Origin of the sequence: Rhodococcoides trifolii (genome assembly GCF_014635345.1) — a bacterium.
GTDB classification, from domain to species: Bacteria; Actinomycetota; Actinomycetes; order Mycobacteriales; family Mycobacteriaceae; genus Rhodococcoides; species Rhodococcoides trifolii.
Window position 1 is genome coordinate 557,048 of record NZ_BMCU01000002.1, and the last position, 21,108, is coordinate 578,155.

General features: G+C 66.1%; 21 protein-coding genes and 1 pseudogene. 12 read left to right on the plus strand and 10 right to left on the minus strand.

All coding sequences use genetic code 11. From position 1 onward, the window contains the following. Positions 1-2: 2 nt before the first annotated feature. Together IEW02_RS09800 and IEW02_RS09805 are read left to right on the plus strand one after the other, a co-directional pair. Positions 3-1,328 (plus strand): DNA polymerase IV, encoded by a 1,326-nt coding sequence (locus IEW02_RS09800; protein ID WP_188544610.1) that lies wholly within the window; start codon positions 3-5, stop codon positions 1,326-1,328. A gap of 106 nt (positions 1,329-1,434) precedes the next feature. Beyond that, positions 1,435-1,941, plus strand: coding sequence for a WKL family lipoprotein (locus IEW02_RS09805; RefSeq protein WP_188544611.1), 507 nt, complete (start codon positions 1,435-1,437; stop codon positions 1,939-1,941). On the opposite strand, the gene IEW02_RS09810 is transcribed toward IEW02_RS09805, so the two are convergent. Together IEW02_RS09810 and IEW02_RS09815 are read right to left on the minus strand one after the other, a co-directional pair. Beyond that, on the minus strand, positions 1,921-2,664 hold the full coding sequence (locus IEW02_RS09810; protein WP_229745915.1) for a hypothetical protein: 744 nt from the start codon (positions 2,662-2,664) through the stop codon (positions 1,921-1,923). The two genes, IEW02_RS09805 and IEW02_RS09810, sit on opposite strands and share 21 nt — an antisense overlap. Further along, positions 2,652-3,584 carry a hypothetical protein gene (locus tag IEW02_RS09815; protein WP_229745916.1) on the minus strand — a complete coding sequence of 311 codons (933 nt, stop codon included), beginning with the start codon at positions 3,582-3,584 and terminating at the stop codon, positions 2,652-2,654. The genes IEW02_RS09810 and IEW02_RS09815 overlap by 13 nt, the downstream gene beginning before the upstream one ends. Positions 3,585-3,676: 92 nt before the next feature. On the opposite strand from IEW02_RS09815, the gene lspA reads away from it, so the two are divergent. The 3 genes from lspA to IEW02_RS09830 are packed head-to-tail and all read left to right on the plus strand — an operon-like array spanning position 3,677 to position 5,739. Further along, entirely contained in the window at positions 3,677-4,168 is a 492-nt protein-coding gene (lspA, locus tag IEW02_RS09820; RefSeq protein WP_188545265.1) for a signal peptidase II, read from the plus strand. Continuing rightward, positions 4,165-5,091 carry an RluA family pseudouridine synthase gene (locus IEW02_RS09825; RefSeq protein ID WP_188544612.1) on the plus strand — a complete coding sequence of 309 codons (927 nt, stop codon included), beginning with the start codon at positions 4,165-4,167 and terminating at the stop codon, positions 5,089-5,091. The genes lspA and IEW02_RS09825 overlap by 4 nt, the downstream gene beginning before the upstream one ends. Beyond that, positions 5,092-5,739 carry a hypothetical protein gene (locus tag IEW02_RS09830; protein WP_188544613.1) on the plus strand — a complete coding sequence of 216 codons (648 nt, stop codon included), beginning with the start codon at positions 5,092-5,094 and terminating at the stop codon, positions 5,737-5,739. A 5-nt stretch (positions 5,740-5,744) separates the two neighbouring features. Here IEW02_RS09830 and IEW02_RS09835 read toward each other — a convergent pair whose 3' ends face one another. Together IEW02_RS09835 and IEW02_RS09840 are read right to left on the minus strand one after the other, a co-directional pair. Further along, on the minus strand, positions 5,745-6,386 hold the full coding sequence (locus IEW02_RS09835; RefSeq protein ID WP_188544614.1) for a dihydrofolate reductase family protein: 642 nt from the start codon (positions 6,384-6,386) through the stop codon (positions 5,745-5,747). A 30-nt stretch (positions 6,387-6,416) separates the two neighbouring features. Continuing rightward, positions 6,417-6,812, minus strand: coding sequence for a hypothetical protein (locus tag IEW02_RS09840; RefSeq protein ID WP_229745917.1), 396 nt, complete (start codon positions 6,810-6,812; stop codon positions 6,417-6,419). Positions 6,813-7,094: 282 nt separating this feature from the next. Here IEW02_RS09840 and IEW02_RS09845 point away from each other — a divergent pair, with 282 nt between their 5' ends. Then, a complete protein-coding gene (locus IEW02_RS09845) occupies positions 7,095-7,865 on the plus strand; it encodes an MBL fold metallo-hydrolase (protein WP_188544615.1) in 771 nt (256 codons plus the stop codon). A gap of 3 nt (positions 7,866-7,868) precedes the next feature. Here the strand turns inward: IEW02_RS09845 and IEW02_RS25120 are convergent, their stop codons facing one another. Then, complete coding sequence (locus tag IEW02_RS25120) at positions 7,869-8,120, minus strand: DUF3253 domain-containing protein (RefSeq protein ID WP_229746003.1); 252 nt, start codon at positions 8,118-8,120, stop codon at positions 7,869-7,871. 15 nt (positions 8,121-8,135) lie between these two features. After that, a pseudogene (locus IEW02_RS25350) lies at positions 8,136-8,261 on the minus strand (DUF2256 domain-containing protein); the annotation flags it as partial. A 24-nt stretch (positions 8,262-8,285) separates the two neighbouring features. Here IEW02_RS25350 and IEW02_RS09855 point away from each other — a divergent pair. Beyond that, a complete protein-coding gene (locus IEW02_RS09855) occupies positions 8,286-9,077 on the plus strand; it encodes an endo alpha-1,4 polygalactosaminidase (RefSeq protein WP_188544617.1) in 792 nt (263 codons plus the stop codon). Here IEW02_RS09855 and IEW02_RS09860 read toward each other — a convergent pair. After that, positions 9,062-10,288 carry an FAD-binding domain-containing protein gene (locus IEW02_RS09860; RefSeq protein WP_188544618.1) on the minus strand — a complete coding sequence of 409 codons (1,227 nt, stop codon included), beginning with the start codon at positions 10,286-10,288 and terminating at the stop codon, positions 9,062-9,064. The two genes, IEW02_RS09855 and IEW02_RS09860, sit on opposite strands and share 16 nt — an antisense overlap. A 143-nt stretch (positions 10,289-10,431) precedes the next feature. Between IEW02_RS09860 and IEW02_RS09865 the strand changes: the two genes are divergently transcribed. Continuing rightward, the gene (locus IEW02_RS09865) at positions 10,432-11,691 is read left to right on the plus strand and encodes a T6SS phospholipase effector Tle1-like catalytic domain-containing protein (RefSeq protein WP_188544619.1); all 1,260 of its coding nucleotides are present in this window, start codon (positions 10,432-10,434) and stop codon (positions 11,689-11,691) included. Here IEW02_RS09865 and IEW02_RS09870 read toward each other — a convergent pair. Beyond that, positions 11,652-13,406 (minus strand): ABC transporter ATP-binding protein, encoded by a 1,755-nt coding sequence (locus tag IEW02_RS09870; RefSeq protein WP_229745918.1) that lies wholly within the window; start codon positions 13,404-13,406, stop codon positions 11,652-11,654. The genes IEW02_RS09865 and IEW02_RS09870 overlap by 40 nt on opposite strands. A gap of 135 nt (positions 13,407-13,541) precedes the next feature. Here IEW02_RS09870 and IEW02_RS09875 point away from each other — a divergent pair, with 135 nt between their 5' ends. Next, the gene (locus tag IEW02_RS09875) at positions 13,542-14,168 is read left to right on the plus strand and encodes a LysM peptidoglycan-binding domain-containing protein (protein WP_229745919.1); all 627 of its coding nucleotides are present in this window, start codon (positions 13,542-13,544) and stop codon (positions 14,166-14,168) included. 55 nt (positions 14,169-14,223) lie between these two features. After that, positions 14,224-15,126 carry an RNA polymerase sigma-70 factor gene (locus IEW02_RS09880; protein WP_229745920.1) on the plus strand — a complete coding sequence of 301 codons (903 nt, stop codon included), beginning with the start codon at positions 14,224-14,226 and terminating at the stop codon, positions 15,124-15,126. Here the strand turns inward: IEW02_RS09880 and IEW02_RS09885 are convergent. Next, complete coding sequence (locus tag IEW02_RS09885) at positions 15,038-15,796, minus strand: SDR family oxidoreductase (protein ID WP_188544622.1); 759 nt, start codon at positions 15,794-15,796, stop codon at positions 15,038-15,040. The genes IEW02_RS09880 and IEW02_RS09885 overlap by 89 nt on opposite strands. Positions 15,797-15,889: 93 nt before the next feature. Here IEW02_RS09885 and rarD point away from each other — a divergent pair, with 93 nt between their 5' ends. Both rarD and dnaE read left to right on the plus strand, forming a co-directional pair. Beyond that, positions 15,890-16,825 carry an EamA family transporter RarD gene (gene rarD, locus IEW02_RS09890; protein WP_188544623.1) on the plus strand — a complete coding sequence of 312 codons (936 nt, stop codon included), beginning with the start codon at positions 15,890-15,892 and terminating at the stop codon, positions 16,823-16,825. Positions 16,826-16,881: 56 nt separating this feature from the next. Further along, a complete protein-coding gene (gene dnaE / locus IEW02_RS09895; RefSeq protein ID WP_188544624.1) occupies positions 16,882-20,421 on the plus strand; it encodes a DNA polymerase III subunit alpha in 3,540 nt (1,179 codons plus the stop codon). On the opposite strand, the gene IEW02_RS09900 is transcribed toward dnaE, so the two are convergent. Beyond that, positions 20,384-21,004, minus strand: a complete 621-nt coding sequence (locus IEW02_RS09900; RefSeq protein ID WP_188544625.1) for a hypothetical protein — start codon at positions 21,002-21,004, stop codon at positions 20,384-20,386. The two genes, dnaE and IEW02_RS09900, sit on opposite strands and share 38 nt — an antisense overlap. Between the last annotated feature and the right edge of the window lie 104 nt (positions 21,005-21,108).

Below are 21,108 nucleotides of genomic sequence, written 5' to 3' on the forward strand. Positions count from 1 at the left end.
CGATGACGACGAACCGCCGGTGGGTCGTGCACCTGGACATGGATGCGTTCTTTGCGTCCGCCGAGCAGCTCACCCGGCCCACCCTGCGCGGCCGGCCGGTGCTCGTCGGCGGCATGGGTGGTCGCGGCGTCGTCGCCGGGTGCAGCTACGAAGCTCGCGTCTTCGGTGCGCGTTCGGCGATGCCGATGCATCAAGCACGTCGGCTCGTCGGCGCGGCCGCCGTGGTGATGCCGCCGCGATTCACCCTGTATTCCGCTCTGAGCAAGACCGTCTTCGACGCTCTGCGGGAGAAGATGCCGATCATCGAAATGCTCTCCCTCGACGAGGCATTCGGTGAGCCGGCCGAGTTGGTGGACGCCGACGCCGCGACGGTCGAGGCCTACTGTGAAGGCCTGCGTGGCACGGTCATGCAGGCATCGGGCCTCGTCGCGTCGATCGGCGCCGGATCGGGCAAACAGATCGCGAAGATAGCCTCCGGTCTCGCGAAGCCGGACGGCATCACAGTCGTGACGCGTGACGCGCAGGCGGAGTTGCTCGAGACCCTTCCCGTTCGGAAGCTGTGGGGGATCGGGCCGGTGGCGGAGGAGAAGCTCCGCAAGCTCGGCGTCGTGACGGTCGGCGCGTTCGCGGCGATGCCCGAATCGGAGGCCGCGTCGGTGCTAGGCAGTGCCGTCGGTCCGAGCTTGCACCGGCTGGCGCGGGGGATCGACGACCGATCGGTGGCCGAGCGAGCCGAGGCGAAACAAGTCAGCGCGGAATCGACCTTCGCCACCGACATCGTCTCGATGAGCGAACTGCGGACGGCGATCGCAGCCAGTGCCGACGCGGCGCACGCCCGTCTGATGCGCGACGGCCGCGCCGCTCGCACCGTGGTACTGAAGTTGCGCAAGTCCGACTTCGGCATCGTCACCCGCTCGATCACGCTGCCCTACGCCACGATCGACCTGCAGACCATCGTCGCCACGGCGCAGCGTCAGGCCATCGATCCGCAGGAACTGGGCGCGATCAGGTTGGTGGGTGTGGGGCTCGGCGGCCTGTCGACGGTCCGGCAGGAGTCGCTGTTTCCCGATCTCGACCACGGCGAGGAGCCGTCGGAGATCACCGTGGACGCCGTGCCGGCGCCGCCACCGGTCGAAGTCGGACACCTCTGGCGGCCGGGAATGGATGTGCGGCACACCGAGTTCGGTCACGGATGGGTGCAGGGAGCCGGACACGACGTGGTGACGGTCCGCTTCGAGACCCGTTCGACCGGACCGGGGGTCGCCAGGACCTTCGCGTCCGACGACGCAGCGCTGGTCCACGCCGATGCACTCGACAGCCTGCAGTGACGGGCGGGTTTAACCTGCCCACAGAACCGGTCAGTAAGGTCTACCTCTGAAGTAGGGGGAACTCTGCTCTCGGGGAAACAAGACTCACGAGCGAAAAGGAACCAAGTTGAAGCTTCGTAACAGCGGACGTGTACTGGTCGGCGGAATGGCGATCGCCGCCGCACTCACGATGACGGCATGCAGCTCGGGCGGGGACGACGCACCGGCCACCACCACAACGGCAGCGGCCACCACCACGGCGACCGCACCGGCGGGCGATCTGCCACCCGTGCCGACTGCAGCGGATCTGAACGCCGATCTGCAGCGCGGACTCGACCCGGCCGTGCCGGTGTCGGAGAAGGTCGGACTGGTGCAGGGCGCCGAGGCCGATCCCGACCTCATCACCAAGGTTGCGGACGCAGCGCGTCAGAACAACGCAACCGTGACGGTCAACGACGTGACCGACCTCGGCGACGGAACGCTCAGCGCCAACGGCACGATCACGGTCAACGGCCAGGCCAACCCGCTTCAGGTTGCCTTCGTCGCCGAAGACGGCGTCTGGAAGCTGGCCAACGCCAACGCGTGCCAGATCGTCTCGCTGGCACAGATCACCTCACCGGCCTGCCCCTCCTAAGCGGCCGACCGCAGCTGTCGCGACGGCGTCCAGGACATCCGGTTCCACCGGTTCCTGCGCCGTCGCGGTCAGCTGCACCACCGTGGATCCGACCACGACGATCACCAGGTCCGACGTCAAAGTCAGCCCGTCGCTGGTGATGTCGACGCGCGCGCCGCTCGATGCATCACCGACGCGGGGAGCGTCCAGGGCGCCGACTCGATAGTCCACTCGCACGCCGTCCGCATCGGTGCCGGAGAACGTCCCGCACCTGCGCAGCGTGTTCTGCATGTCTGCGAACGTCGCCGCACTCCCGCCGCCGGAGTAGCTCGCGGCGTCCTCGTCGATCGAGGCGAAGTCCGGGCCCGAATACGCCACTGCAGCAGTGGCTGTCGCGCCGACGGACTGCGACGACACCGGCGCCAGCACTGCAGCACATTCCGCCGGATCCGTACTCGACTCGTCCGGACGTTCGGCGCCGGTCGTGGGGTCGGCGAGATCGGCCGGCGGCAATTCGAGGGATACGTAGCCTGCCGGTAGATCGTCTGCCGTGATCATCGCCGCCGCGAGCACACCGGAATCGGTGATGGGCGGGGACGTCGCGGACGGCGCAGTCACCGGGGCGCCGAGCCCGGGAAGGCTCGGCGCGGCAGCAGGCGTCGGCTCGCTCTGCGATCCGCACCCCGAAATCACGGCAGCCACGACCACGCACGACACCGCGGCCCGGCGCATCACGACGTCCACGTCACCGTGTTCTGCGTGTTCTGCCGCAAGATGGTGTTGCTGTTGGGATCTCGATACACCTGGTCGCCACCGACCGTGATGGTTCCGCCCGTGGGAAGCGGTCGGGACAGGTCCGACGTCAACGATCCCTGACCGGTCATCACGAAGCTGTCGATGTTCAAGGTCCCCTGACCGTCCGGCAGGGTCCAGACCGGGTTGTCGGGCGTCTGTGTCACCGAGACGTCCACTGTCGCAACACCATCGGTCAGGCTCCGCAACGTGGCCGTGGTGACCTGCCGCAACGCGATGGCGCTCTGCACCTCCAACGTCACCGTCCACTGCGCCCCCACGCCGATGGGTTCGGCGGGAAACGGAACCGCGCTGTAGACGGCCTGATTCAATGCCTGTTCCACTGCGGACCGGGCCACGTCCGGTGAATCGGGTGCGGGATCGATGCTCAGGGCGGTGACGGCGCCCGAGGCGTCCGTCGTGAGCCCCGCCCCGGAGCCCTCGGTGGGCCCGAGATTGGATGCGAGCGTCCCGTCGGGGGTGGTGACGGCGCCGAGGGTGAGGTCCACGGCGGTCGTCCCCCGGGCGGGATCGGTGGCGGCAGTCAGAGGGATTGTCAGCGCCGGAGTCGAGAAGTCCTGCGACGGTGAATTACCGATCTGCTGGGCGATGGTCGACGACGTGAACAGAGTCACCTGCTGGTCCGACTCTGCCGGCGTCCTCGCCACCACCGCACGCGGCTCCGATCCAGGATCCAGTATTGCGATCGTCACCGGCGAGACGGGCAGAGCGATCGCGGCGGAATTGGTCGTGGGCGCGTCGGTGGACGGTGCGTCGGCGCCGTTGTCGGAACTGCAGGCTGCAGTGGAGGCAAGCGCAGTGAAGGCGAGCACGGTGAGGGCGAGTGCGGCAGTCTTACGAACAGGTGTCACGCCCACCAGGTTAGGTGAGGGATGATGGAGGGGTGACCGACCACCAACCGCCGATCCCGACCGATGTCCGGCCCTCCCGCTCCCCGCGCCGGATGAAAGCGCTGATCGTTCTCGCCTCGGTGATCCTGCTCCTGGACCTGGCCACCAAGATCGCGGCCGTCGCACTGATCGACCCACGCCGGCCGGTCCAGATCATCGGCGACACGGTGACGCTGACGCTGATTCGCAACCCGGGAGCCGCGTTCTCCATGGCCACTGGTTTGACCTGGGTCCTGACTCTCGTCGCGGTGATCGTGGTGATCGTGGTGATCAGAATGGGGCGCACGCTCCGATCGTCGTGGTGGGCCGTCGGCCTCGGACTGGTGCTCGGTGGCGCGCTCGGCAACCTGATCGACCGGTTCTTCCGCTCCCCGGGCCCGCTGCAAGGACACGTCGTGGACTTCGTGTCCATCGGGTGGTGGCCCGTGTTCAACGTCGCCGATTCGTCCATCGTCTGTGGCGCGATCCTGCTGGTCGCACTCACGGTGTTCGGGATAGAGGCCGACGGGACCCGGCGAGTGGACGAGAAGAAGGCGGTGTCGTGAGGGAAACGCGGTCCATGCCCGTCCCCGACGGGCTCGACGGAATGCGTGTCGACGCCGGACTGGCGCGGCTGCTCGGGCTGTCGAGGACCGTGGTCGCCGTACTGGCAGAGGAGGGCGCCGTGCAGCTCGACGGCTCCGCGGTCGGCAAGTCGGACCGCCTGCCCGCGGGGTCGTGGCTCGAGGTCGAGCTCCCCGAACCGCCGCAGCCGCTCACGATCGAGGCGCAGGCCGTGCCGGGCATGGAGATTCTGTACTCCGACGACGACATCGTGGTGGTGGACAAGCCCGTCGGCGTCGCGGCGCACGCGAGCGTGGGGTGGACCGGTCCGACGGTCATCGGCGGACTGGCGGCGGCCGGCTTCCGCATCTCGACCTCCGGTGTCCACGAGCGGCAGGGCATTGTGCACCGACTCGACGTCGGAACCTCGGGGGTCATGGTGGTCGCGACCAGCGAACGCGCGTACACGCTGCTCAAGCGGGCCTTCAAGCAACGGACCATCGACAAGCGGTATCACGCTCTGGTGCAGGGACATCCGGATCCGAGCAGCGGAACCATCGACGCGCCCATCGGTCGGCACCGCAGCAACGACTGGAAGTTCGCGGTGATGGCGGACGGCAAGGAGAGCGTGACGCATTACGACACGGTCGAGGCATTCCAGTCGGCAAGCTTGCTCGACGTGCACCTCGAAACCGGTCGTACGCATCAGATTCGCGTGCACTTCTCCGCGTTGCACCATCCGTGCTGCGGCGACCTGACCTACGGCGCCGACCCCCGTCTGGCCGAGCGTCTCGGACTCGAACGTCAGTGGTTGCACGCCCGTTCACTCGGTTTCACGCACCCGGCCGACGGACGGTACGTCGAGTTCTCCAGCCCGTACCCCGACGACCTCGAGCATGCACTCGAGGTGTTGAGGGCAGTCTGAGTGTCCTCTCGCCTCGGAGCCGCCGCGCTTGCGGTCGTGATACTCGCTGTCGCGGTTGTCGTTCTCGGCGTGACCAATCCGGTGCGCACCGCTCGGGTGGGCACGGATCGGTTGGGGCCGGACACCGGGCAGAGTGTCGACGACTACGTGTCGTACGCGCAGTCCACACTCACCGGAGACGACGGCGCAGAACATTGGGCGTTGGTGTCGCTGCGGTCCGATTCGACCACCGACGGGGTGGCTGCCGTGATGGGTGACACGCGCGTCTCTCAGGTGTTCGTGCATGTCGCGATCGACCGGGTGCAGACGCCGGTGGTGGTGGTGTCCGTCTCGGCGCATCCGGTGTCCTTGGCCAACGCGGTGCGCATAGCTGCCGAGAAGGTGCCGTCCGCGGCGGGAAGCCGCGGGGAGGCCGTTGCCGCCGTGACGCGATCGCGCATGCTGGCCGACTGTGCCTGCGTTGCTGCCCTTCTGGTGCGTGACTCGGTGCCGGACCTGCGAGAGCTGTCCGCGGCGCCGGCCGTCCGGGCTGTGGAGGCCCTACCGGCCGACGCTGTCTACGGGTCGTTCAGCGTGACGCCCCTGCTCCCGCAGACGGTCGACACATCGCTGGTCCAGCCCGACGACGGCGCCGTTCCCGATCGGTAGTGTGCTCACTTCCGCCAGAAGAGATGATGTACGACGCCACTCGGGCTCGGAACGACGTCGAGATCGAAGCGGTCGCGCAGTTCGTCGGGGGAATCCCAGAGCCGCAGGCCCGATCCGAATCGGACCGGCGACACCGCGACGTGCATCGTGTCGACGAGATCCGCGTCCAGAAACTCTCGGATGGTCGTGACACCGCCCCCGAGCCGGACGTCGCGTCCGTCGGCGGCCCGCTTGGCCTGCGCGAGAATGTCTGCGGGCTCGCCGTCGACGAAGTGGAAGGTGGTGTCGCCGGCCTCGAACGACGGCCGCTCATGGTGGGTCATCACGTAGACCGGGGTATGGAACGGGGTGTCCTCGCCCCACCAGCCACGCCACTCGTGATCGGTCCACGGACCGCGCTGAGGGCCGAACTTGTTACGCCCCATGATCTCCGCACCGATGTTGCGGGAGAATTCTCGGGTGAAGTAGTCGTCGAGCCCGCGCGTTCCACCGACTTCACTGCGACCGACCCAGCTCGCCGTGCCCATCACCCAGAACATCAGCTTGCTTTGATCCAGTCCGAAGGGACTGTCCATGCTCTGGTCGGGTCCTGCGGCCACCCCGTCGCTCGACACGCAGAAGTTGTGCACTCGAAGAAGTTGTTCCATGACAGTGAAGACTATTCACCGCCACAGAACTCATCGAGCGTTGCGGCGTGCTTTCTCCAGCGCAGCCAGCGTGGTCATCACGGTGGTGCGTTGACGCTCGAGGTCGCTCATCCGCGCGCGCGCCGGCAGTCCGGTGGAACCGTCGAGATCGGTGATCTCGGCGTCGATGGTGGCCAACTGCTCGAGGAGCGCGGTCACGCGGATGCCGAGTGCGGCCACGTCCACGGTGTCGGTCTTGGAAACCCGGCTCGTGGCGCGCTGGGTCGCGGGCCGCTGGGTCGTCGCACGCGGCTTGCGGGGCTTCGCCGCCTTCGCGGAACGGGTGCTGTCCAGAGCGGCTCGTGCTGCCCGCGCGTCGGTGCGGTGCCGTAGCTCGTCCTCGTCCTCCGAGGTGACGGACCCACCGAGAGGACGCAGGCCGTACATACCGATGAAGCGTCGTGCTGCGTCGATGACCGTTTCGTGTTCCCGGCATGTGCCGCACCGTGGTTCGTTTCGGTAAGTCTCGACGTCATCGGTGCGATCGCACCACGAGCAGGCCTCGCCGGCTCGAGACAAGTCGTTGTCGGGGTGAGCTGAGTAAGGGAGAGTTGCAACGTCGATCACGTCGAACCAGCTTACTGCACAAGCGGACTAACGATTTTCGCCACCGCCCCACACACCGGCGCGTCTTCCGCGACGTACGTGGAGCGACAATACTGTTCACCGATGACCGCCCTCGACGTCGTGACCGCAGCCGACGGTGTCCACCTCGCGACCGGACAGGACGCCAACTGGATTCTGTTGACCGACGGGGACGGCGTCACGCTGGTCGACACCGGCTATCCACGCTACGTGGGTGCAGTGCTCGAGTCCCTGCGACGCATCGGCCGACGCCCCGAGGACGTGCGCGCGATTCTGCTGACGCACGCGCACATCGACCATATCGGCGGCGCCGCACACTTCGCGTCCACCTACGGCACTCCGGTGCTCACCTCGGACACCGAGGCACGGCACGCGCGTCGGGAGTACCTCGAGCAGACCCCACCCTCCGTGCTGCTCTCACACGTGGCCACGCGGGGCATGATTCCCTGGTCGTTGCGCATCGTGCGCGCCGGCGCACTGCAGCGTGGTGCGGTCGGCGATGCGGACGGTTTCGACGCGGTCACCGGAGTCGATCCGGACGGACCGCTGGATCTTCCCGGTTCGCCGACGCCGATCGCCAGCCCGGGCCACACGTCAGGTCACACCGCCTATCTTCTGAGGGACACCGGCGTCCTGATTTCCGGTGACGCGCTCGTCACCGCGCACGCGCTGTCACGGGACGTGGGGCCGCAGTTGCTGCCGCCCATGTTCGCGCACGACGCACCGGCGGAGTTCGCCGTTCTGGACGTGTTCGCCGATCTGGCGGTGGACACACTGCTTCCCGGGCACGGACCGATGCATCGCGGTGAGATCGGCGCTGCGGTCGCGCGGGCGCAGGACCTGCGAGACGCGTAAGTCTCAGCGGGAGCGGCGAATCCGAATCGGTCCACGAGCCGTGGACGGATCGACCACCGAACCCTGCTGGGTGATCTCCACCTCACCGGCGTCGACCATGCGGCGTGCTGCCTTGCGCACCGGTTCCATCAGGGGCCGCCAATCGTCCGGGGACACCGCTCGTGCTACGTCCGAGGGGCAGATGCTCGACGTGGCGGCACGAGAAGCGAGCAGCGTGCGGATTCGGCCCTCGAGGTCGTGATCGGTCTCGGTCACCGAGTTCCTCCGGCAGGTCGTGCTGCAGTACTTGACGTTGTCCCAGTCCCGTTCCCACTTCTTGCGCCACTCGATGCGCCGCCCGCACGACGCGCACACCTTGTCCGGGTGCGTCGTGGACACTTTCTTCGAATGGGCCATGCCGTCGATTGTATTCTCGCCGTCATGAGGGGATCGGTGCTCGTGGCCTGCGCGGTGGTGTGTGCTGCGTCGGCCGGGTGTGGTGCCGCAGACCCGTCCGCCTTTCCGACATCGGGTCGGATCGATTATCAGCTGGGTGGCTCGTACGACCCCGCCGATCGGGTGGATCTGGTGACCCGCGACTCGACGGCTACGCCCCTGTCCGGGGCCTATTCGATCTGCTACGTCAACGGGTTCCAGACACAGCCGGGTGACGCGGATCGATGGAGTCCGGATCTGTTCGTGCGGGACGCAGCCGGTGAACCGGTGACCGACCCGAACTGGCCGGACGAATTCGTTCTCGATCCCTCCACTCCCGAGAAGCGGGGGCAAATCCTCGACGTGATCGGCGGGGTCATCGACGGTTGTCGGGCCACGGGTTTCGACGCGGTCGAGATCGACAACCTCGACACCTACACCCGGTTCCCCGAGATGATCGATCGGCAGGCGGCGTTGGACCTCGCCGGCTCGTACGCCGAACGTGCGCACCGCGCCGGGCTCGCGATCGGCCAGAAGAACTCGGCGGACGACGCCGAGTACCTGCAGCAGACCATCGGGTTCGATTTCGCGACGTCCGAGGAGTGTGTGTTCTTCGACGAATGTGCTTCGTACGCAGACGTTTACGGAGATCAAGTGATCGACGTCGAGTACACCGACGCGCTTCGCGGCAGCGTGGACGACGTGTGTGCCTCGCCGAACAGAATCACGATGACCGTCGTGCGGGATCGGAATCTCGAGGCGGCCGGGGATCCCGACTATTTCTACCGAGCGTGCTGACCCCGGTGACTCCTGCGCCACGCACTGAAGGACCGTAGCGACGACGTCTCGGGCCGGACCAACCACGGCCACGGATGCAGCTCGTCGATCGACAGGTGCGCCGAAATACGCGCCCACCCCGGAACGGGTGTCCACGTCGCGGCAAGGGAACGGCCGGTGAGCTCCTCCGCCACGACGCCTCGGCGGACCTCGAGTGGCCGTACCGTCGCCATCTCGCCCAACGCCTCGGCCAAGAAGACGAGCCTCTTGCCGGACAGTCGCAAGGTTCGTAGGAGAGGCTCGTCGAAAACGAACACCGCGGGCCGGTCCGGATCGGCGGCGAGCGCAGGGTCGTTGTCTCCCAACGACTCTGCCGTGAGCCACACCGCCTCAGCGGTCCCGGTCGTCTCCGTCGTCGACGGTCCTGCCGGCACCGGGCCCGTGTTCAGGTCCGGTCCGTCCACGTGCGGGCCCGGATCGCTGCTCGGCCAGTCCTCGATGGGGCACGCGTTGCTGAGCGCGCACTCGCGGCACAACTGCGGGGCGCGCTTGTTCACCTGCCACCGGCTGAATCCGTACGGCTTTCCGCTGCCGGTCCCGACGGTCCACTGCCAACCCAACCGGTTGGCTGCGCGCGATCCGTCGAGCAGGTGCGCGAACATCTCGTCTTCGCCCTCGCGCCACGGCGCTCCGGCGCGTACGGCCCACTGCGACGACAACCACATCCTGGTCTGGTTCACCAGCCACCCGTCGGTGTGCAGTTCGTCGACGACGGTTGCCATGCAGTTCATCTCGGCCGGCCACGGGTCGCGCGTCCAGGTGGACGTCTGCGGCTGCGCTCGCGTGAGGGACTTGCCGTTGGCGGTGCCCACCCGTGCGTAGAGGTGGCGCGCATATTCCTGCCACATCAGTTCGTCTCGATACTTGGTGCGGTCCTTCGGCGGTGCGTCGGCCACGGCGTCCCAAACCATCGGAAGGGTCAGCAGGCCGTGTCGAATGTAGGGCGACATCCGGCTGGCGCCCCGGCGGGACACCGGAAGAACGGTGCTGCGCGTCCACGCGTAGCGGTCGATGTCGAGGGTGGCGAGCGCAGCGTCCGCTGCGCTCTGTCCACCCTTGAATCCCCCCGACGTGACACCGTGGGGTCCTTCGCGCGTCAGGTCGCCGAGGTGTTCGGCCACCCATGCGATCACGTCGTCGGTGTCGGTCGGGGGCGTCGATAGTTGGGGCACAGTGTCACTGTTCCCCACAGCACCGACACCGAATCGCCCCCGCACGAACCAGTGGGGCTCTGGAACAGGTAGCCCGGTACTCGTGTGCCGACCCGGGGAACCGAACAGGGTGGGACCGTACCCAACCCCGAAGGAGTGTCGTCATGGCCACGACCGCGCCGAAGAATCTGGTCATCTGCCTGGACGGAACGTCCAACGAGATACGTGCCCACGGAAACACCAATGTGGTGCGGATACTGCAGGCACTGTCGGAGAACAACATGGCCGACCATTCTCCGGACTGTCCGTTCACCGATACCGACCATTACGAGACCGATCCGTGCCCGAGGTATCGTCCGCAGCAATTCCTCTACTACGACCCGGGCGTCGGAACCTTTTCGTCGCCGAGTGTGTGGACTCCGTTCGGGCGCTGGGTGTCTCGCATGGCGGGTCAGGCGTTCGGTCTCGGGATGAAGACCAACCTGACCGAGGCGTACACGTTCCTGATGAACAACTGGAACCCCGGAGACCGGATCTACATTTTCGGTTTCAGTCGTGGTGCCTTCACGGCCCGGGCGCTCGCCGGTCTGCTGCACGTCATCGGCATTCCGCGTCGATCGTCGGAGAATCTGGTGCAGTACGCCATCAATGCGTACGCACGTCGGACGGAGAAGTGGGGCCCCGACGACTACGACAGCGCCGAGAACTTCCGGCGGACGGTCTGTCGAGTCGCAGTAAGCGACCCGGCCGAGCGAGTCGCGGCTCGCGCCGGCGAATCGCAGACGTCGAAGTTCTCGGTGCCGGTCGAGTACCTCGGGTTGTGGGACACCGTCAGCGCCCCCGGCATCTTCCGCCGGGAGATGTTGTTTCCCTGTGCGGATTCGCTCGAGAACGTCAGGCACGGACGACACGCAGTCTCCCTCCACGAACGTCGCCTACCGTTCCAGCCGAGGACGGTCGTTCCCCGTCCGAACGCGACGACCCCGTACGCGGCGAACCCTGACATCGAGGAAAGCTGGTTCGCAGGAATACATTCCGACATCGGGGGAAGCAAGCCGCGCAACACCGGTCTGGGCAACATCACCCTGATGTGGGTGTTGGCGGGGGCCGTCGGTCGCCACATCGTTCTCCGGCAGCGCGCAGAAGACCGAGGCCTCCCGGTTCTCGATCGGGCCATGGCGAACGAGCCGTGCAACGCGAACAGCCGGATCTGGAGACTTGCCGGAAGCAGGACCAGACGCCCACAGGTCGGAATCGATCGGCTGCACGCCAGTGTCCGCGACCGCATCACGGCAGGCGGAGGCGGAGCGATCGACGTCGGATTCGACGACGACGTCCGGTGGTACGACACGCGGTTTCCGTCGGTGGCCGTGTCGCCGTCGAGTTACACCGCGATCCGCAGTGCCGCGACCAGTTCTCGGTAGAGGTCATCGGTCTCGAGCAGCTCCGAGTGCGTTCCTTGCGCCCGCACCCGGCCCCGTTCGAGCACGAAGATGGTGTCGGCGTCGATCACCGTCGAGAGTCGGTGGGCGATGGTGACCACGGCGCCCTCGCGAGAGAGCTCCCTGATCGCGTCGTGGATAGCCGCTTCCGTCCGCCCGTCCACCTGCGCGGTGGCCTCGTCGAGAAGCAGTACGTTCGGCGGCCGAACGATGGCACGGGCCAACGCAATTCGCTGGCGTTCTCCACCGGACACCGCCGAATCGCGCAACTCGGTCTCGAGGCCCAGCGGAAGATGGTCGATCTTCTCCGTCATCCGAACCCGGTCAAGTGCCGAGAACAGCTCGGCGTCCGACGCGTCGGGGTGGGTGAGGCGGAGATTGTCAGCGATCGTCCCCGGCAAGGTCGGCGTCGCCTGCTCGACGTATCCGATGTTTCCGCGTATCTGACTGTTGGACAGGCGGGCGTATTGGATTCCGCCCAGGGACAGCTCGCCGTCCTCCGGTTCGAGAAAGCGGAGAACCAAGGAGAACAGCGTCGTCTTGCCCGCCCCCGACGGTCCGACGACCGCCGTGTGACCGCGAGAGGGGATCGAGATGTCGATGGCTCGAACGGCGGGCTCGTCGCCTCCGTATCCGGCGGTGACGGCTCTCAACGTGAGAGCGGGAGACGACGCCGGGATGCGCGCCGGCAATTCCAGAAGCTCTGCCGGAGGCGACGATTCGAGTTCGAGTTCCTGAACTTCGCGTATGCGCGCCGCGGCGGCGATGCCGCGTTGGAGCTGCGAGACGTACAGGGTCACCTGGGAGACCGGGGCGACGAGCTGGAACGAGTACAGCAGGAACGCAACGAGACTGGATACCTCGAGGGCTCCGGCATTGACTCGGTACGCACCGAACCCGAGCACCGCGATGATCGTCAGCTGAACTCCGGTGCCGGTGATCGTCCACGCCCACGCCTCGAGCTTCACCGCTCTGATACCGAAGCCCGCGGACGTCTTCGCTTCCTCGACGATCCGGTTGCCCTCACGCTCTTCCGCCCGGCTGGCCTTGACCGTGCGTACGGCACGAAGCGCACCCTCCAGCATGGCGCCCAGTCGACCCATCGCGGCCTGCGCATCCTTCTGTGCGCGGGCAACTGCGGGCATCAAAGTTCCTGCGGCAACTGCGATCAGGATGATTCCGGCCAGCGCCGTGCCGAGCAGTGGGAGGTCGAGGAAGGCCATGAGAGCGATGACCCCGACGATGGCGATGATGCCGTTGACGATCTCGACCAGAGCCCAGGACGACGCCTCGCGCAGCAGAACAGTGTCCGACGTGACGCGCGTGAGCATCTCACCCGTCGGACGGGACGTCACCGAGCCGATCGTCGCGCCGAAGTACCGGTGGACCATCGACGACCGCGCGTTCAGCACGACCCGCTCGGCCATGGTCCCGAGAAGCAGCCGCTGAGCCAGTCCCACCACGACGCCGACCGCGAGCAGGGCCACCAGAACGACGATCGCGGACGTCGTGGCGCCGGGAACGCCGAACGAGTCGAGCAGTCGTTTGGTCACCAGCGGTGTCGCGAGTGACGACGCCGTCACGAGAAGACCCAGCCCGAGGCCGGTGAACAGCACCCGGCGGTGAGGCGCGATGTACGACCAGAGCAGTCGCATGTTGGGGAACGAGCGCCCGGTGGCGCCGTCGGCAAGGTCCATGTTCGCAGGGTATCCGCGTGATCCGGGTAGTGAATTACTCGTGCCCTGTCAGTGCGCGAGGCCGGAGACTTTCCTGTACACACCGCCACTCGGGCGGCCGGGTCGGAGGGAAGCATCATGGTCTTCAAACATCAAGTGAGCGAGCACGATACGTTGGCGGCTCTGGCGGATCGGTTCTACGGCGACGCAGGCCTGTACCCGGTGATCGCGATCGCGAACACCCTGGCGAACCCCGACGTGATCACCGTCGGGCAGGAACTCCTGATTCCCTACGTGACGTACCGCCACCGCGTGGCGCCGGGTGACACGATGTCGGCGTTGGCGCAGCGCTTCTACGGGGACGCGTCGCTGTATCCGGTCGTCGCGTCCGCCAATCATGTGGCCGACCCGAATCGGATAGACGTCGGAACGTGGCTCCTGGTTCCCGAACTCGCAGATGTGGGTCATCACACGGTGACGCCCGGCGAGACGCTCGGTGAACTGGCGACCCGCTGGTACGGCGAACCGAGCCTGTACCCGGTGATCGCCGTGGCCAACCGGCTCCCCGACCCGGATCGCATCGAGACCGGCTCGGTGTTGATTCGTCCGGGCCTCAATCGCCGCTACACGGTCGAACCGGGCGACACCCTGACTCACCTGGCCCAGTACTACATGGGCGACGCCGGTGCCGCGAACCTACTGGCGGCGGCGAACCACATCGCCGATCCGAATCGCATCGAGGTCGGTCGAATCGTGTTCTTTCCCGAGATGATCGGGTTCTGATCGGCGCGCAGACTCCATGGTCTCCGCACGGGTTCGCTGCATAGACTCCGGAGGCGTGACGGCCGACAGTGCAGCGGAGTTCGAGCGGGCCAGGCCTCGTCTTTTCGGCGTCGCCTATCGAATGCTCGGAAGTGCCGCCGACGCAGAGGATCTGGTGCAGGACACGTGGCTTCGATGGTCAGCTGTCGACCGGAACGCGGTCCGTGATCCGGCGGCCTTCCTGACCACGATCGTGACACGACTGGCCATCAATGCCCTGACCTCCGCACGGGCTCGGCGAGAGACCTACCAGGGGCCGTGGCTACCGGAACCGGTGGACACGCAGGCAGATCCGGCACTGGGGGCGGTGCGAGCCGAGGCCGTCGACTTCGCTGTGTTGCTCTTGATGGAGAAGCTGACGTCGACCGAGCGCGCCGTCTTCGTGCTGCGAGAGGCGTTCGGCTACTCCTTCGCGGCCATCGCCGAGACAGTGGATATCACGGAGAGCAACGGGCGTCAGATCTTTCGGCGTGCACGCGACCACGTGCAGTCCGGCCGCTCCGCGCCGGTGGACCGGGAAGGGCATCGCCTGCTGCTCGATGCTTTCCTGGGCGCGGCCGGCGCCGGTGACATGGCCCGACTCGAGGCGGTACTGACCGAGTCGGTCGTCTCGTTGTCGGACGGAGGCGGAAAAGTCACGGCAGCACGGGTTCCCGTCGTCGGCCGGGCGCGGGTCTCGCAATTCCTGCTCGGCGTCATCGGCAAGTTCGGTCAGGGAATGAGCGTCGACATCGTCGAGGTCAACGGCCGAGCGGCAGCGCGGTTCTCCCGCGCCGGCGACGTCGTCGGGGTGTGCACCATCGAGGGAACAGCTGCGGGAATCGCGAAGGTCATGATCGTTCTCGAGCCGTCGAAGCTGTCTCGGCTAGGTACTGCTCGAAAGTCCGATGGCCGAACGGTCGGCCAGGAACCAGGTTAGGGCCGTCGCCCAGCGCGCGGAAGAGTTCGATCGGCAGCCGAATCGGCACCATCGGTCGACGGCTCCCCGTCGCCGACGCCCACCTGCGGTGCCACTCTCGCACAGTGTTCTGCTCGGGTCCGCCGATGTCGTCGACCCGACCCGCTGGGGCTCCTCCCGCCAGTTCCACGAGACGAGTTGCGACGTCGTCGACCGAGATGGGTTGGAATCGCATCGTCGGCCCGAGAATCACCGGGCTGAATCGCTGAGCGGTGAACAACCGCTCGACGAAGGAGTGGAACTGCGTCGCCCGGAGCACGGTGAGGGGAACGCCGCAGGCACGGAGGATCTCCTCGATGCGCACTCGATCCCGATAGAAGCCGATCGGGATCTTCTCGATTCCGACGATGGACATCACCACCAGATGGCGGACACCCGCCGTTACCGCAGCGTTCGCCAGATTCTCGGCCATCACGACGTCCTTCGATCCGTTGCTGGTCGCCAGATGAACGACGGTGTCGACCTCACGCAGTGCGTCGACGAGACCCGCGCCCGTGACCAGGTCGCAGGCCACCGATCCCGTTCCGCCGCGACGGCTGAGACCGCGAACCGAGTGCCCGGCAGCGCGGAGTCCGGCCGTGACGGGCGCCCCGAGCTGTCCTGTCCATCCTGTGACGACGATCGTCGACATGGTTGCTCCCTTCGAGCCTTGCACCGAATTGCGTTTCGTCATCTATGACAGGGCAGCATCGGACTTCGTGACGCACGGAAGTACCGTGAACCAGTGACACGAGGTCGAGAGCCCCGCTCCGCCGGCAGCGTCGGTCTGCTCAGCGGGGTGGGTGCCTACGGCCTGTGGGGACTTTTCCCGGCATTTTTCGGCTTGCTCACCTTCGCCGGTCCGGTGGAGATTCTCGCCCACCGCATCGTCTGGACACTCGTTCTGATGCTTCTCGTGTCGGCCGTCACCGGCAGGTTGGGCACACTGCGCGGACTCGGCGGACGCACTTGGGGGCTGGTGGCGCTGGCCTCGGCGTTCATCTCCGTCAACTGGGGCGTCTACATCTACGCGGTTCTGTCCGGCCACGTGGTCGAAGCTGCGCTGGGTTACTTCATCAACCCGTTGGTCAGTGTTCTGCTGGGTGTCGTGTTCTTCCGGGAGCGACTGTCTCGACTCCAGGTGGCCGCCGTCGTGCTGGCCGCGATTGCGGTGGTGGTCCTGACCGTCGACTACGGCAGGCCGCCGCTGATCTCTTTGACCTTGGCGTTCTCGTTCGCTCTCTACGGCGTGATGAAGAAGATCGTGCCGCTGGATCCACGAACGTCACTGACCGCCGAGGGCATCGTGGGCGCACCCGTCGCTGTGGTGTTCCTGATCGTCCTCGGACTGACCGGGGGAGCGACGGCGTTGTCGGCGGGCGTGCCGCACGCGCTGCTGCTCGCGTTGGCCGGGCCGATCACGGCTGTGCCGCTCCTGCTGTTCGGGGTCGCTGCCCAGCGTGTTCCGTTGGTGACGATGGGTCTCCTGCAGTACCTGACTCCGGGTCTGCAGCTGCTGTGGGGAGTGTTCGTACTTCACGAGGACATGCCGGCGTCACGGTGGATCGGATTTGCGTTGATCTGGTGTGCGCTGGTCGTGTTCACGGTCGACGCAGTGGGCCGGATCAGGCGTACACGGCATGAACAGCAGGCAACATCGGTAACACCCGTCACGACCTGAGCGGACACGCCGCGACGCGTCCGGAAGTGTCGGTGGGACCCCCTAGAGTGGCTCCCGTGGCTGACTCGTTCGTACATCTTCACAATCACACCGAGTACTCGATGCTCGACGGCGCGGCCAAGATTGCGCCCATGTTCGCCGAGGCAGCGCGCCTGGAAATGACCGCGGTGGGCATGACCGACCACGGGAACATGTACGGGGCCAGCGAGTTCTACAACGAGGCCAAGAAGGCCGGCATCAAGCCCATCATCGGCATCGAGGCGTACGTTGCTCCCGCATCGCGCTTCGACACCAAACGCGTGCTGTGGGGCGATCGCAGTCAGAAGTCGGACGACGTGTCCGGCAGTGGTGCCTACACCCACATGACGATGGTGGCCGAGAACGCAACCGGCCTACGCAATCTCTTCAAGCTGTCGTCGCTTGCCTCCATCGAAGGTCAGCTCGGCAAATGGGCTCGTATGGACGAGGAGCTCATCGCCACGCACGCCGACGGCATCATCGCCACCACGGGGTGCCCGTCCGGCGAGATCCAGACCCGATTGCGACTCGGTCACGACCGCGAGGCGCTCGAGGCGGCGGCGAAGTGGCAGGAGATCTGGGGCCCCGACAACTTCTTCCTGGAACTGATGGATCACGGCCTGTCGATCGAACGGCGCGTGCGTGAGGGTCTGCTGGACATCGGCAAGCAGCTCGGGATCCCGCCGCTCGCCACCAACGACTGCCACTACGTCACCAAGGACGCGTCGGTCAATCACGAAGCACTGCTGTGCATTCAGACCGGCAAGACCCTCAGCGACCCCACACGATTCAAGTTCGACGGTGACGGCTACTACTTGAAGTCTGCTCAGGAGATGCGCGCGCTGTGGGACGACGAGGTCCCCGGCGCCTGCGACTCGTCGTTGCTGATCGCCGAGCGGGTGCAGCCGTACGACGAGGTGTGGGAGCACCGCGACCGTATGCCGATCTTCCCGGTTCCCGAGGGATACACGCAGGGAACGTGGCTCCGCAAGGAGGTCATGGACGGGCTCGACCGCCGATTCCCGAACGGCCCGACCGAGGAATACCTCTCGCGCGCCGAGTACGAGATCAAGGTCATCCTCGAGATGGGATTCCCGGCGTACTTCCTCGTGGTCGGTGACCTCATCAACCACGCGAAGGACGTCGGAATCCGAGTCGGCCCCGGTCGAGGTTCCGCGGCCGGTTCGCTGGTCGCATACGCGATGGGCATCACCAACATCGATCCCTTGCCCCACGGGCTGCTGTTCGAGCGATTCCTCAACCCCGAGCGCGTGTCCATGCCCGATATCGACATCGACTTCGACGACCGTCGCCGCGGCGAGATGGTGCGGTACGCCACCGAGAAGTGGGGCAGCGATCGCGTCGCGCAGGTCATCACCTTCGGCACCATCAAGACCAAGGCCGCCATCAAGGACTCCGCGCGAGTTCAGTTCGGCCAGCCGGGTTTTGCGATCGCCGACCAGATCACCAAGGCGCTGCCGCCGCCGGTCATGGCCAAGGACATCTCGGTCGCGGGCATCACCGATCCGGCCCACGAGCGGTACAAGGAGGCGTCGGAAGTTCGCTCGCTGATCGACTCGAACCCCGACGTCGCGAAGATCTACCAAACAGCCAAGGGGCTCGAGGGTCTGATCCGCAACGCGGGCGTGCACGCCTGCGCGGTCATCATGTCGTCCGAGCCGCTGACCGACGCAATCCCGGTCTGGAAGCGCGCTCAGGACGGCGCCATCATCACCGGCTGGGACTATCCGTCCTGCGAGGCCATCGGTCTGCTGAAGATGGACTTCCTCGGTCTGCGCAACCTCACCGTCATCGGTGACGCCATCGAGAACATCAAGGCCAACCGCGGAATCGAGATCGATCTCGATGCGCTGCCGCTGGACGATCCCGCCACGTTCGAATTGCTTTCGCGCGGAGACACTCTGGGAGTCTTCCAGCTCGACGGAACGGCCATGCGCGATCTGCTGCGCAAGATGCAGCCGACGGGCTTCGAGGACATCGTCGCGGTGCTCGCGTTGTACCGGCCCGGACCCATGGGCATGAACTCGCACAACGACTACGCCGACCGCAAGAACGGCCGCCAAGAAGTCAAACCCATCCACCCCGAGCTCGAGGAACCGCTCAAGGTCATTCTCGGCGAGACGTACGGCCTGGTCGTCTACCAGGAGCAGATCATGCAGCTGGCGCAGAAGGTAGCGGGATATTCGCTCGGCCAAGCCGACCTCCTCCGCCGCGCCATGGGTAAGAAGAAGCTCTCCGAGCTGGAGAAGGCGTACGCCGGGTTCCGGCAAGGCATGTTGGACAACGACTTCTCCGAGGCGGCCATCAAGGCGCTGTGGGACACCGTGCTTCCGTTCGCCGGCTACGCGTTCAACAAATCGCACTCCGCCGGATACGGACTCGTGTCGTACTGGACCGCGTATCTGAAGGCCAACTTCCCGGCCGAGTACATGGCTGGGTTGCTCACCAGCGTCGGCGACGACAAGGACAAGGCGTCGATCTACCTCGCGGATTGCCGACGGCTCGGCATCACCGTGCTCCCACCGGACGTCAACGAGTCCGAACTGAACTTCGCGTCGGTGGGCGAGGACATCCGTTTCGGCCTCGGTGCGGTACGCAACGTCGGGTCCAACGTCGTCGCGTCCATCATCGCGGCGCGCAAAGAGAAGACTGCGTTCCAGGATTTCTCCGACTATCTCGGAAAGATCGACGCGACGGCGTGCAACAAGAAGGTCACCGAATCCCTCATCAAGGCAGGTGGATTCGACTCACTGGGCCACCCGCGCAAGGGTTTGATGCTGGTGCACGCCGACGCCATCGATGCCGTCCTGGGCACCAAGAAGGCCGAGGCGATGGGCCAGTTCGACCTGTTCGGTGGGGTCGACGCCGACGAGTCGATCAACTCCGTCTTCAACGTCAAGATTCCCGACGAAGAGTGGGACACCAAGCACCGCCTCGCGCTGGAGCGAGAGATGTTGGGGCTCTACGTCTCCGGTCATCCGCTCAACGGTGTCGAGCACGTGTTGGCGTCGCAGTCCGACACCAACATCCCCGCGATTCTCGAAGGCGGAATAAAGGACGGCACCCAGGTGACCGTCGGCGGCATTCTCACCTCGGTCAATCGCCGGGTGAACAAGAACGGTCTGACGTGGGCGTCGGCGCAACTCGAAGATCTGACCGGTGGCATCGAGGTGCTGTTCTTCCCGCAGGCGTACTCGGTGCTCGGTGCCGACGTGTCCGAGGACTCGGTGGTGTTGGTGAAAGCTCGCGTCTCGCAGCGCGACGACCGGGGACCGTCGTTGATCGTGAACGACCTTGCTGTGCCCGACCTTTCGGCAATCGGAATTGCGAAGCCGTTGGCGGTCAGCCTGCCGACTCGCCTGTGCACCGCCGACAAGGTCGGTGCCCTCAAGAAGGTCTTGGCGAGTCATCCCGGTTCGTCGGACGTGCACCTACGGCTGGTGAGCGGCGAGCGCATCACGATGCTGCGCCTGGACGACAGCCTGCGCGTCACCCCGTCGTCGGCCCTGATGGGCGACCTCAAGGCGTTGCTGGGCCCGGCCTGCTTGGCAGGGTGATGGTCCTCGATCGACCGACGGCAACGTCGAGGTAGGTCTCGCCGTCGATCGGTAGCGTGCTGTCCTCGAGTCCGCGTGCGATCGTTGCTCTGTAGGCATCCGACGGAACTCCGCGTTCCCGAACGACGGAACTGGTGACCGTCCATGCCGGCGCACCGTCGATGTCCGGAAGGCGAAGCAGCGCATCGTATTTTCCGCGGTGCGGTTCGACGGTGCGGGGAAGTGGCAACGGAGCCCAGTCGCCGCGGCCGATGCCATCGGGCAGATCGATGTGGTTCACGCCGTTCTCGGTTGCCGCGACGTGTGCAAACTGATCGCGGGTGATCAGGTAGGCATGGGCGAGCGATGGCGCTTCTGCGCCGTTCTCCCACGAGATAAACGCCGACGACCCGCCCCACCGCTTCGACACCCCTGCGAAGTACAGGGCGTGGTCGATCCACAACCACCGATCGTCGACAGGGAGTGTCGGGTCGGGGGCAGGTGGATGGACACCGAAGCGGCTCGCCGCGTCGGATCCGGTCAGGTAGGTGTGGAAGCGTTCGGCGAGCAGGTTCGATCCGTAACTGACGTACCAGAGGTGCACACAGCAATCGTCCAGGTTTCGGCAGGTACCGTCGAGGCGAAAACTATCCAACCGAACGAAGGAAGTGCCGCATGATCACGAACTTCATCAACCTGCTTCTCGGC